Here is a 12,578-nt window from a genome sequence, read left to right as displayed (position 1 = left end):
TCCTAGGCTTGTTGTTTTTGTGCAAGTTCGTGTTGGGCTTCATTCAGTAATTCCTGAAAATCCCGTTGTACCGAATGATCCTGCTCATAGCCCATTTTTTTCCAGATATTGAAAAATAGCGATTCCGGGGTAGGGGGTGCCAGATCAATTTTAGACTGGCTTGAACTAAGGTCGACCTGTTGCTGGTAAATCCGGCTGATGCGTAGCAGTCGGTAACGGTTAGCAGGTAGGGCCTGTTCTATTTGCTGACGCAGATCTACCGGAGGCGGCGCATCAGTGGTGTATTCTACTTCCAGAAAATGCCGTGCAGAAAGCTGCTCGATTTCTCCGGCAGGCAAGGCCTGAATTGTAGTGATTAAATTTTCCAGCTTTTCACGAATGCGGAACAGCTCGACAGTACGCGGAATGCTTAAGGCATCGTACTGAAAGCGATTTTCCGGGTTTTGTTCGGGATCAATCCGGACTTCAACCACCTGATGCTGGTAATGGATTTCACTAAATGACAGCGGAATCGGGGAGCCACTATAACGAATATGCGGCTGACCGACTTTTTGTGGTTTATGCAAATGCCCCAGCGCGACATAATCAATCACGTCATCAAACAGCGCCGTCGACAGGGCTTCTTCATTGCCGACAATAATCGGACGCTCAGAGTCTGAGGTCTCACCACCTTGCATGTGCGCATGTGACATTAAAATCAGTGCCTGATGTGGCTGTTTGCGGGCTTTGGCTTCGGCAATCAGTTGTTGATGCAGATAACTGATCGCGTTCTGGTTATTGCTGGTATGTTCATTCAGTCCGGTAATTTCGGCACTGCGTAAATAGGGCAGGGTCAGACACCAGGCGATGATATTTTTATCCTGATCATAAATAGGAATAAGCAGACGATCTAGGTTCAAGGTATTTTCTGCCGTGCGGCCTACAATTCCCACTGCTTTGGCATTGAATTTGGTCAGCAAAGGTTCAACCTGCTCAATCCGGTAACCGGAATCATGATTGCCTGCAATCATCAGGGTCTGCATATGTGGCGCCAGGTCGTGGGCATCGGCCAGAAACTGGTACAGCTGTCTTTGCGCACTGGATGCAGGATTGATCACATCAAAAATATCACCGGCAATCAGCAGGGCATGCGGTTGCTTTGCTTGGATTTGCTCAAGTAGCCAAGTCAAAAACTGTGCATGTTCAAATTCACGGTCATGGTTATGGAAAAATTGTCCCAGATGCCAATCGGAAGTGTGAAGAAAATGAACTGCCATGTAATGAACCCCAAGATATCTGCCTTGCTACTATAGGAAAAAGCACAGGTAAAAATCTACTTGTAAAACGATATTTCAGCGAATTGTTAGTGATGTTGAAGCTGAATTTATTTTGATCAGTATGGATATTACTGGACGGTTGTATCCAGGTCATCAGATTTTAAAGGCTCTGCAAGCCCTGAGATTTTAAAAATAGGGATTTAAAAAAATAAAAACCGACGATTCGAGTGATGATGAAATCGTCGGTCAAATTTGTGTTACAGGAAGATTTTGGCTGCTATTCAAAATTTTCCTGTACACTAAGACTTATTGCTTTAGCTCTAAAGGTCAGCAAAAATTCGTGGATGCCAGTCCAAATTTTTGCCCCTTGTACTCTATATAACGTCACCCTCTAGTGGATGGTTGACAATAAAATGAAAAAAAATTTAATTTTTTTTATACTCACCTGTTGAAGATCACCGAGTCATGCACATGTTGCCACTAAGTCGTTATTTTACCTGGTTTTTCTTTATCTGTTTTATTTTTACCTGTATTTGTGGTGTGGTGGCAGCCCTATTACCGATGGGTATGGGCGCAATCTTGACGATTGTTCCCTATCTGGTGGCCATGATTTGGGTGCTTTTTAAATTTCTAAAACAGCAAAAACGTGCGCCGACCCAAGCAGAACGTAAAAAATTCACGCTCGGTTTTAGCCTGATTTATTGGGGCTATAATTTATTGTTTCTCTTGCTCGGTATTGTGATCGCCACCCGTTCCAATCCGAATGCCTGGCAGGACTTTCTGCTGTATCTACAGCAACCACAGTTTATGAGCATAGTGCTGATCATGTTTTTGATGATTGCGATTCCGCTGTATCTGCTGACGTACTGGTTTTATGGCAAGCAGGCCCAGCGTATGGCAGAGAAAATGTTTGGCCATTCGCCTCAGTGAGTATTGATGAATCATTGTGTGACAGCCGATCTTCATAAATTGATTGAATGATGAAAGATACAAATTCTCCACTACAAAAATATTCCTGCTTTAAAAAAGCTGAAGATGAGTGGCGTATAATTTAAACCAAGAAAATAATAAGGCGAAGAATGACTGATGTATAAACCTGTAGTGCTGGTGACGGGAGCGAGTGGTTTTATTGGCAGTCATCTCGTACGGTTTTTATTGGATCGTGATTATCGGGTGACTGGTCTGACCCGTCAGAAAAATAAACCTGAACCACATCCGGACTTTCACTGGATTAACCAGTTGGATGAATTAAAACAGCATCAGCTTGATTATGTGGTCAATCTGGCTGGCGAAAGCATTGGTCAAGGCCGCTGGACGGCAGCACGTAAAAAGAAATTGCTGGATAGCCGTTTAGACACCACCAAACAGGTTTTTGATTATTTAGAAAAAAATCAGCTTAAACCGAAACGAATTATTTCAACATCGGCCGTTGGTTATTATGGCATTGACCCCAATGAGCGCTGGGAACAGGTCTGCACGGAGCAAAGTCCGCCACAAGATATTTTTATGTCTGAACTTTGTGCAAAGTGGGAACAGCTGGCCTTGTCCTATACTAACCAGAACACCAAGATTGTTCGCTTTGCGGTGGTGTTTGGCAAAGGTGGCGGGATTCTTCCGCAGATGCTATTGCCGATTAAATTGAATCTGTTCGGGCGGATTGGTCATGGACGTCAGCCAGTGACCTGGGTGCATCTAGAGGATGTACTGCGAGCGATTGAATTCTTGATGCTCGAGGATACAACAGAGCAGATCTTTAATGTGATCGCGCCAGAAAAGAGCAGTCAGGCCCAGTTTGCGCGAACCGCGGCCCAGATTCTGCAGCGTAAATCCTTACTGCCACTGCCGGCATGCAGTCTGAAAATGATGCTGGGAGAACAGTCACAACTGGTATTGAACGGTCAGTATGTACAGCCCAAAGCCTTGCAGGAGGCTGGATTCCAGTTTCATTATCCAACCCTGAAAGAGGCGATGGATAATATCCTAAAGCACTAAGCGACTGGGCTCGAATAAACGGACTGGATCATAAGGATCTGGATCAACGATTGGCGCTTGTTCAAGGATGAGTTGAGCGAGTAGTTTTCCTGATGCCGGCCCCATACATAAACCATTCCGGAAATGTCCAAAATTGGCCCAGACATTGTGTAGCTTGGGAATTTTTCCAATATAGGGAATACCATCGGGTGAGCTGGGTCTTAATCCGGCCCATTGCTTGACCAGCGGAAAATCTGCCAGTTCCGGTACCATCTCGATACACGCCTGTAAAATATCCTGCCGGATTTCGCTAGAAGGCGAGGTGTCAAAACCGACCTGACGCATACTGGAACCACATAAAACATGTCCATCCTGACGTGGAATCAGGTACATCACCTTATGCATGCACATGGTCGGCAGCCAGTTTTCTGGCGTTTTAAACAGCAGCATCTGGCCCTGAACCGGCTGTACCGGAATTTCCAAACCAAGTTGCTGTGACCAGTGTTGCGACCATGCTCCGGTTGTGAACACATATTGATCTGCCTGAAAAACCTGGCTATGTTCATCTGAGATACTTTTTACACGGCCTTGCTGAATATTGAGCCGAGTGATTTTACAGTCTTCTTGCCAGGTGACACGAGGATGGTGCTTCAAATAGCGAATGATCGACTGTAATAACCGTGGATTACGGATATTGGCCAGTTCAGGGAAATAAATCGCCTGTTTGAATTTGCTCTGATTAATTCTGGGATTGATCTGTTGCAGTTTAGCTTGATCAAGTAATTTTGCCTGTTGCTGCGGCTCTTGATGTGTTGCGGCATAACTTAAACCGATTTCAAAATCGGATTCATCAAAAATCAGCATACCTGTTTCATGAATCTGGAAATCGATGCCAGTGAAAGGTTGCAGTTTTTGATTCCAGTCCTGATACATGGGTTTGGCATGTCGGGCCAAAGCATTTACAGCAGCGGGATAACGCCAGGGATACATCGGGGAGAGGATGCCTCCTCCAGCCCAGGATGCAGCCTGTCCGGCGGCCTGCTGATCAAAAAGGGTAACAGAACATCCCTGTTCAAGCAGTTCCAGCGCCGACATCAGACCGGTGATGCCAGCGCCGATAATGGCAATATGCATTACGCCGAAATCCTTTTACTTCATGTCTTTCAGTTTAAGCGCAGCTTCTTCAGCAAAATAGGTCCAGATACCATCTGCACCGGCACGACGACAGCTCATCAATGATTCTAAAATGACGCTATCAGATAACCAGCCATTTTGAATTGCCGCAGCCAGCATCGCGTATTCGCCACTGACCTGATAAACAAAGGTCGGTACGCCAAAAGTGTCTTTGACTTCGCGGACAATATCCAGATAAGGCATGCCTGGTTTGACAATCACCATGTCCGCACCTTCCTGAATATCCAGCGCAATTTCATGCAGGGCTTCAGCACGGTTACCGACATCCATCTGGTAATTGTATTTATTGCCGCCTTTTAAGTTGCTGGCAGAACCGACTGCATCACGGAACGGGCCATAGAAACTTGATGCATATTTGGCTGAATAGGCCATGATCGAAGTATAGATATGACCATTTTGCTCAAAGGCCTGACGAATCGCACCGATCCGGCCATCCATCATGTCACTTGGAGCAAACACATCTGCACCGGCTTCGGCATGGCTCAAGCCCTGTTTAATCAGGCACTCAACCGTTTCATCATTTAAGACATAACCGTTCTCATCAATAATGCCATCCTGACCATGCGTGGTATACGGGTCTAATGCGCCGTCAGTAATCAGCACCATTTCTGGCAGTTCTTTTTTCAATAAACGTAAGGTGTTTTGCACCAGACCATCTTCACGCCATGCGGCTTCTGCAGTCAGGCTTTTATCTTCTTGTGGGGTGACCGGAAATAGCGCCAGTTTATTGACACCGAGTTCCAGCAGACGTTCTGATTTTTTTAACAGCAAGTCCGCTGACAGACGCTGGATATTCGGCATGCTTGGAATATTTTGGGTCTGGTTTTGTCCTGGCAGGACAAATACTGGATAAATGAGATGATCTGCCGCGAGATGGGTTTCACGAACCATCGAACGTAAATGTTCATTTTTACGAATACGACGCATGCGAGTTGCAGGAAACGCGGGACGATTGAACGTATAAGTCATAAAAATCTCAGTAATCAGTATTAAACTAGGCCTCTATTGTAGCCCTAACTCAAATTTTTGGGCATAAATTAGCGGTTTTTTATTGTGGTGGATTCGGGCAGAGTGATGAGTAAGACAGAGAGAAACTGGACAGGTAATATACATCTGGGCTCGAAAGTGGATATTGATGTAGTCCTGAACCAGCTGGTACATGCTTTTAATAGCTCTCCTTTTTTTAAGCATAACGGCATGACCATGCGGGTGGTTGAGGGCCAGATTGAAGCCTATGTAGAAATGCAGGATTTCATGATTGGTAATGTGGCTTTCCAGATTCTGCATGGCGGTCTGGCTGCAACTGTACTGGATAGCGTCGGTGGTATTGTGGCCATGGGCGAACTGTATAAAAAAGCTGAACCGGAAACGATTGCAGATACCATTAAAAAAGTGTCGCGTCTGGCGACGGTCGATATGCGGGTGGATTATCTGGCGCCTGGACGTGGCAAATATTTTATTGCACGTGCAGAAACCTTACGTTTGGGGCGTAAGGGCTGCACCATGCGCATGACCATGGTCAATGATGAAGATAAGGCAATTGCAACAGCGATTGCTTCTTATGCCTATTAATGAAATCGTGAATTGAGGAAGTTAAAAAGCACTGTTTAACAGTGCTTTTTTATGATGATCAAATATGAACCTAGAGGGTTTAGAGATCAGATTTAGCCCGTTTCAAGGCATTTTTCCATTTGGCTAAATGCATTTCTCTTTCGTCATTTTGCATTTTGGGTTCAAAAGCACGGTCTAGCTGCCAAGACTGGGAAATTTCATCCAGGTTTGAAAATACGCCAGCTTTTAATCCGGCCATAGCGGCCGCACCCCAAGCAGTAGCTTCCAGCATTTTCGGACGCAGTACCGGTACATTCAGAATATCGGCCTGAAATTGCATCAGCATGTCATTGCTGCTGGCACCACCATCAACTCGCAGTTCTTTAAGTGGATGTGCAATATCAGATTGCATCGCACTGAGCACATCCGATACCTGAAAGGCGATTGATTCTAATGCTGCACGAGCGATATGCGCTTTGGTCGTACCGCGGGACATGCCACAGAGTAGGGCACGTGCTTCACTATCCCAATGCGGCGCGCCCAGACCGGTAAATGCCGGAACCACAACCACGCCGTCACTATGCTCGACCTGGTGTGCCAGTTTTTCCACATCACTGCTTTTTTGAATAATTCCGAGGCCATCGCGTAACCATTGCACTACAGCACCAGCCATAAATACGCTGCCTTCGAGCGCATAGGTAGTTTGGCCCTGGGCTTGCCAGGCGAGAGTAGAAAGCAGCTTGTTCTGGCTGAGCTGAATATTATGCCCGGTATTGAATAGCATAAAGCAGCCAGTACCATAGGTGTTTTTAGCGCTGCCCACCTCAAAACAGGACTGGCCAAAAAGTGCAGACTGCTGATCCCCCAAAATTCCGGTAATGGGAATATTGGCCCCAAGTAAGCCAGAAGCAGTGTCAGCGACATAACTATCAGAAGAGATAATTTTCGGTAAGACCGAAGCCGGGATATTAAACAGCTCGAGTAGCTCTTCATCCCACGATTGTTGCTGCAGATTCATTAACATGGTACGTGAAGCGTTACTGGCTTCAATGACGTGCTCTGCGCCTTGGGTCAGATTCCAGATCAGCCAGCTATCGATCGTACCAAATGCCACATGGCCTTGTTCAGCGAGTGCCCGTACTCCCTCGACATGCTCTAAAAACCAGACCAATTTTCCCGCACTAAAATAAGGGTCAATCCGTAAGCCTGTTTTTTGCTGAATTTTGGACATCAAGCCTTGATCAATCAGCCGGTTACACCAGTCAGAAGTACGACGATCCTGCCAGACGATTGCCGGGGCGAGCGGTTTGCCATTTCGACGATCCCAGACTACAGTCGTTTCGCGCTGGTTAGTCAGGCCAATGGCCTGAATGTCTTTTGCCAGAATACCTGCAGTGGCTAAAGCTTGCTGTACCACAGCAATCTGTGAGCTCCAGATTTCTTGGGCATCCTGTTCTATCCAACCGGAGTGAGGGGTGTGGATCTGTGTTTCATGCTGCGCTGTGGCTTGAACTTGCCCGTGTTCATTAAAAATAATGGCCCGGCTTGAAGTGGTTCCCTGGTCCAGGGCCAGTAAATAGCTCATAATTTTTCTGTTATTCGGCTTGAAAAGTAAAATATTAGCGCAATAATGTAATTAAGCGCATCAAGTTGTGTAAATGTTCAGAAAAGGCATCGTAATTTTTGACATTTATGCTATGATTGCCTTGTACTTTGGGGGTGTTTCTGGCTTCGACGCTGGTGATGAAACTCATAGATGCATGCCGAGAGCGCATTTTCTCTCGTAAATCAAATTTGCATTTTTTAGTCGCAAACGACGAATCATACGCTCTAGCTGCCTAAGGGCAGCTTGTCCGCCTCTCCGAATACTTGTGGTTAGAGAGTCCGACTGAAGCGCACGCACACAAGTCCGTATAAAGCCAAGCCTCGGGGCTTTGTACTAAATTAAGAGGATCGCGATTTGTATCCTGTTCGTCGGGTCACAAAGAGTTAAAACAATAGACGATATCTAAGCATGTAGTATTCTCGAGCGTAATGCTGGCGGACGCGGGTTCAACTCCCGCCACCTCCACCAAAATTCTTTCCGAAGTAATCCATCGGAATCTAAAAAAGCCTTTAAACTCAATGTCTAAAGGCTTTTTTATTGGCTGTATTGTCCGACCCTATCCTAAGCTGTTTGACCCTATTTTTGCTTTATGTGGGTCAAAATTGGGACAATTTGACCCACTAAATAAGTTTAATTATGTGGGACAAAGATATGTCACTTACTGATGTGCAATGTAAAAAAGCACTACCGCAGGAAAAACAGTACCGCCTTTCTGATATTAATGGTCTGTCTTTACGAATCGATCCGAATGGCAAAAAATATTGGTCTATCAGATACACGGAAAATGGACAAAGGAAGTCCAAAGCATTAGGTATCTATCCTGAGCTAAGTTTAAAGCGTGCAAGGGAGATCGCGCTTGATCTGAGATATAAACTCAAAAATACAACTGAGGTTGAGCAGGAGCAGCCTTATTTTAAGGAAGTCGCAGAGGATTGGTTCAATAATCAAAAAGAAACCTGGTCATCCAAACATATTAGTAATGTTCGAGCTTCCTTGGATGAGCTTTATATTTCTCTTGCTAATAAGCGTATTAATCAAATTCAGGCACCTGAGATTCTGCAGATCATTAAGAAGATTGAAGCTAGAGGGGCGTTTGAAATTGCAAAACGTACCTTGTCTCGTTGCGGCATGGTCATGAAATACGCTATTGCCCATGGATATCGCTATGACAATCCGGCAGGTGATTTAGTCTATGCCCTCAAGAATAAAAGGGTCAAAAACCTGGCTTCGCTTTCTGCCTCTGAGATGCCTGAATTTCTTAGACGTATTAAGGCTTATCCTGCCGATGCTCAAACACATCATGCCATTGTCCTGATTATGCTGACAGGCGTTCGGGTCAGTGAGTTACTGCAAGCACGTTGGGAAGAGTTTGATTTGGAGGGGCGTAAGTGGGATATTCCTGAAGAACGAATGAAGAACCGACTTCCACATCGTGTGCCGTTGACTGACATGATGATTGCTGAGCTTCATGCTTTGAGACTTACTCATAATCAGGAACTGCTATTTCCACATCGTTTGAATAACAAAGAACCTATGCGTAGCGAGTCTATTTTGGCTGTGATCAAACGTTCAGGCTATGCAGGTCGAATGACCACACATGGTTTTAGATCGTTATTCAGTACAGTTGTAAACGAATCGAATCTGTTTAATCCAGATGCCATTGAACGCCAGCTTGCTCATGTGCCACAGAATAGAATTCGCTCGGCCTATAACCGAGCACAGTACTGGGATGAGAGGGTAAGGTTGATGGAGTGGTATGGAGAAATGGTCAGGATTTGGTTGAATTAAAATGAGTAAATATACCAAGGATTAAGTTCCTTGGTATGAGAATTATGCTCAATATTTTGATCTTCCATTTTCATCTAAAATGGTTATTCGATATTTTTCTTCAATCAGATTTTCTAAAATCTGGCTTTCTGTCTTATTGAGTACTTCACTAAGAGCTTTGAGTTTTCTGTTTGTCTCTTTTGTCAAAGGGATGTGATAAGCTTTTTTAGCTTTTCCACTCATTCTAAATTTCTGTTGGGACCATGCTTTTTTTAATTTTAGAATTAATAGCTCTTGATTTGATAATGGAATTGAAGCTATCAGTAAAAAAATGATTTCATAATGATTACATTTTCTCTTGATAGTATTTAGATAATGAAGTTGATTTAAAGGGATATCAAACTTCAAAGTGTTTTGGAAATAATATAGTATCCATTGAAGTTGTTCATGATTTTCTTTATCTATCCAATTGTAATTTTTTTTCTTGGTCTGGACTGCCACCACTCTCGTAGACAAATATCTTCCATTCTTTGAGTACTGGATCTGATATTAATTTGATGAAGGTTTCAGTGTTTTTGTAAGTCATTGATTGATCAAGAGCTTCATAGCAAGCCAATCGATTTTCCACAGTGATGACATAGGTTTGTGTTAATCCCTCTGATTTTGGGTGCTAAGTCTCTTTGTTATCTTGGGTCATGCAGAGCATATTCACTACTTAATTCTTTCTGAATCCACTCTACAAATTTTTCAATCAGTGGTGAATTTTCTTGACTAGAATGCATTAAATAATAAGCACGCTTTTTTTCGAGTTTCTTGGTGGAAACCATAACCAGTTCACCTTTCTGTAACTCTTTTTCAATCAGCATCTGTGGAATTAGTGCCATTCCCATACCATGATTGGCTGCAACCGCTAACATTGAAAATAATTCATGTCGTTGGCCATGATTAGGGTTTGGATGTTTTATTGGATAGAGACTAAACCATTCCTCCCAAATATGTGGTCTAGTCGTTTGCTGTAATAAAGGGAGCTCTATTAATTGTTGTGCACTTAAATCAAAGCTATTGATATTGATCATAGTTGCATCCGGAAAATAGTGTTTGATTAATCTAGGTGCGCATACGGCAACCACATCTTCATACATTAAAAAGTGACTATATGTACCAGGCCATTGTTCAACTTGTTGAGGGGTGCCTGCATAAATAGCAGCATCTAAAATATGGTCATTAAATAAAAAAGGTCGTGTGCTCGTTTCTAGATGGATCGTAATTTCAGGATAAAGCTGGTTAAAGCTTGGTAATTTGGGTAACAACCACCGTGTAGCGAATGTTGGTACCACACCTAATTTTAGAGTACCTCCTTGTCCTTTATGTGCAATGACATCCAGAGTGGTTTGTTCCAATCCCTTTAAATAAGGAGTGATACTTTTGTAATATTGTTTTCCTACATAAGTTAATTCTACGCCATGACGTGTTCGGGTAAATAAGAGAGCATTTAAATAATTTTCTAATTGTTGTATTTGTCGAGAAACCGCACTTTGACTTAGAAATAGTTCTTGTGATGCGTGGGTATAACTCGCATGCCGTGCTGCTGATTCAAAGCATAAAAGTGCTTGTAGAGGCGGAATTTTACGGCGCATAAATTCATCCTTGAAAATATTAAGATATTAATAAATTACATATGAGTATTCTTTGACTATAAGACATTAGTGTTAAACATGCCCCAATAGGTCAGTCATTTATATTTGAGAGTTGTTAATTTTAATAAGATATGCGGTTTTTGCATAACTGCATGCATATTTATTGTTTGAAAGAAAGATTATTCACGCATACAGTCAGTTCCAGAATAATACAACGTATGGATAGAAAGGACTGGTAGGACACTATGAATCAGATGGTAAATACAAAGAAAGTAAATCAATCAAATTTTAATTGGCAAGACCCATTTTTAATCGAACAGCAACTGACGTCAGAAGAGCGTATGATCCGCGATGCAGCGGCAGCGTACTGTCAAGACAAACTGATGCCGCGTGTACTGGAACAGTTTCGTCATGAAAAAACCGATCCGGCTATTTTCCGTGAGATGGGCGAACTCGGTTTATTAGGACCAACCATTCCGGAACAGTACGGCGGTGCAGGTTTAAATTATGTCAGTTATGGCCTGATTGCCCGTGAAGTTGAACGTGTCGATTCAGGTTATCGCTCAATGGCCAGCGTACAAAGTTCACTGGTGATGGTGCCTATTAATGAATTTGGTTCTGAAGAACAAAAGCAGAAGTATTTACCAAAATTAGCCACCGGTGAATATATTGGCTGTTTTGGTCTGACCGAACCGGATCATGGATCAGATCCTGGCAGCATGATTAGCCGTGCTAAAAAAGTCGAGGGTGGTTACCGTTTAACTGGCGCAAAAATGTGGATTACCAATAGTCCGATTGCCGATGTATTTGTAGTTTGGGCCAAAGAAGTTTCTGCCGAAGGTAATGTCGGTGACATTCGTGGCTTTATTTTAGAAAAAGGCTGGGAAGGGCTTTCTGCTCCAGCAATTCACGGCAAGGTTGGTCTGCGTGCCTCGATCACCGGTGAAATTGTAATGGATAACGTCTTTGTTCCGGAAGAAAATGCATTTCCGGAAGTGCGTGGTTTAAAAGGGCCTTTTACCTGCTTGAACAGTGCGCGTTACGGGATTGCCTGGGGTGCGATGGGTGCAGCAGAATTCTGCTGGCATACCGCGCATCAGTACACCATGGACCGGAAACAGTTTGGCCGACCACTTGCTGCGAATCAGCTGATCCAGAAAAAACTGGCAGACATGCAAACTGAAATTGCCCTTGGCTTACAGGTGGCTTTACGTTTTGGCCGTATGAAGGATGAGGGCGTTGCTTCAGTTGAAGGTACGTCTTTAATTAAGCGGAATAACTGCGGTAAGGCACTGGATATTGCCCGTTTGGCCCGTGACATGATGGGTGGAAATGGCATTAGCGATGAATTCGGTGTCGCCCGTCATCTGGTTAATCTGGAAGTGGTAAATACCTATGAAGGTACCCACGATGTACATGCCTTAATTTTAGGACGTGCACAGACTGGTATTGCTGCATTCTGTAATTAATTTGATTTCGTCCATTCAGGATGTCCATTTATTGAATATCCTGAAAAGATTTCGTATCAAAAATCAATAATTTGAATTAAAGGATTCATCGTGGAACATTCTTGTAAATCTGTGCATTTTCAAGCCT

At 43.7% G+C, this 12,578-nt stretch carries 11 protein-coding genes, 1 other RNA gene and 1 pseudogene; 6 read left to right on the top strand and 7 right to left on the bottom strand.

The features are described from left to right. Positions 1 to 2: 2 nt before the first annotated feature. The gene (locus tag AY605_RS07380; RefSeq protein WP_064095779.1) at positions 3 to 1,256 is read right to left on the bottom strand and encodes an exonuclease SbcCD subunit D; all 1,254 of its coding nucleotides are present in this window, start codon (positions 1,254 to 1,256) and stop codon (positions 3 to 5) included. A gap of 471 nt (positions 1,257 to 1,727) precedes the next feature. On the opposite strand from AY605_RS07380, the gene AY605_RS07375 reads away from it, so the two are divergent. Both AY605_RS07375 and AY605_RS07370 read left to right on the top strand, forming a co-directional pair. Next, positions 1,728 to 2,186, top strand: a complete 459-nt coding sequence (locus AY605_RS07375) for an ABZJ_00895 family protein (protein ID WP_064095778.1) — start codon at positions 1,728 to 1,730, stop codon at positions 2,184 to 2,186. Positions 2,187 to 2,342: 156 nt separating this feature from the next. Next, complete coding sequence (locus AY605_RS07370; RefSeq protein ID WP_064095777.1) at positions 2,343 to 3,248, top strand: TIGR01777 family oxidoreductase; 906 nt, start codon at positions 2,343 to 2,345, stop codon at positions 3,246 to 3,248. On the opposite strand, the gene thiO is transcribed toward AY605_RS07370, so the two are convergent. Both thiO and hemB read right to left on the bottom strand, forming a co-directional pair. Then, a complete protein-coding gene (thiO, locus tag AY605_RS07365; protein WP_064095776.1) occupies positions 3,237 to 4,361 on the bottom strand; it encodes a glycine oxidase ThiO in 1,125 nt (374 codons plus the stop codon). The two genes, AY605_RS07370 and thiO, sit on opposite strands and share 12 nt — an antisense overlap. A 15-nt stretch (positions 4,362 to 4,376) precedes the next feature. Further along, positions 4,377 to 5,390: a porphobilinogen synthase gene (hemB, locus tag AY605_RS07360; protein WP_064095775.1), complete on the bottom strand. Its 1,014-nt coding sequence runs from the start codon at positions 5,388 to 5,390 to the stop codon at positions 4,377 to 4,379. 105 nt (positions 5,391 to 5,495) lie between these two features. Here hemB and AY605_RS07355 point away from each other — a divergent pair, with 105 nt between their 5' ends. Continuing rightward, positions 5,496 to 5,993: a thioesterase family protein gene (locus tag AY605_RS07355; protein ID WP_004646146.1), complete on the top strand. Its 498-nt coding sequence runs from the start codon at positions 5,496 to 5,498 to the stop codon at positions 5,991 to 5,993. 79 nt (positions 5,994 to 6,072) lie between these two features. Here the strand turns inward: AY605_RS07355 and glpK are convergent, their stop codons facing one another. Then, positions 6,073 to 7,557: a glycerol kinase GlpK gene (glpK, locus tag AY605_RS07350; protein ID WP_064095774.1), complete on the bottom strand. Its 1,485-nt coding sequence runs from the start codon at positions 7,555 to 7,557 to the stop codon at positions 6,073 to 6,075. A 130-nt stretch (positions 7,558 to 7,687) separates the two neighbouring features. On the opposite strand from glpK, the gene ssrA reads away from it, so the two are divergent. Beyond that, positions 7,688 to 8,046: a transfer-messenger RNA gene (ssrA, locus tag AY605_RS07345) on the top strand. Positions 8,047 to 8,229: 183 nt separating this feature from the next. Then, on the top strand, positions 8,230 to 9,366 hold the full coding sequence (locus tag AY605_RS07340; protein ID WP_064095819.1) for a tyrosine-type recombinase/integrase: 1,137 nt from the start codon (positions 8,230 to 8,232) through the stop codon (positions 9,364 to 9,366). Between the two features lie 48 nt (positions 9,367 to 9,414). On the opposite strand, the gene AY605_RS07335 is transcribed toward AY605_RS07340, so the two are convergent. The 3 genes and pseudogenes from AY605_RS07335 to AY605_RS07330 all read right to left on the bottom strand — a co-directional run bounded on the left by AY605_RS07335 (position 9,415) and on the right by AY605_RS07330 (position 10,982). Further along, positions 9,415 to 9,861 (bottom strand): hypothetical protein, encoded by a 447-nt coding sequence (locus tag AY605_RS07335; RefSeq protein WP_212839205.1) that lies wholly within the window; start codon positions 9,859 to 9,861, stop codon positions 9,415 to 9,417. Further along, positions 9,803 to 9,982 (bottom strand): annotated as a pseudogene (locus AY605_RS15245) (hypothetical protein); the annotation flags it as partial. The pseudogene AY605_RS15245 and the gene AY605_RS07335, both read right to left, overlap by 59 nt. Positions 9,983 to 10,028: 46 nt before the next feature. Then, positions 10,029 to 10,982, bottom strand: coding sequence for a LysR substrate-binding domain-containing protein (locus AY605_RS07330; RefSeq protein WP_064095773.1), 954 nt, complete (start codon positions 10,980 to 10,982; stop codon positions 10,029 to 10,031). Between the two features lie 245 nt (positions 10,983 to 11,227). Here AY605_RS07330 and AY605_RS07325 point away from each other — a divergent pair, with 245 nt between their 5' ends. Beyond that, the gene (locus AY605_RS07325; protein WP_064095772.1) at positions 11,228 to 12,451 is read left to right on the top strand and encodes an acyl-CoA dehydrogenase; all 1,224 of its coding nucleotides are present in this window, start codon (positions 11,228 to 11,230) and stop codon (positions 12,449 to 12,451) included. The last annotated feature ends 127 nt before the right edge of the window (positions 12,452 to 12,578 follow it).

It is taken from the genome of Acinetobacter sp. SFD, from assembly GCF_001647575.1.
GTDB lineage: Bacteria > Pseudomonadota > Gammaproteobacteria > Pseudomonadales > Moraxellaceae > Acinetobacter > Acinetobacter pecorum.
Note: the sequence above shows the minus strand (reverse complement) of the source record. Positions and strands in the feature narration are given on the sequence as shown.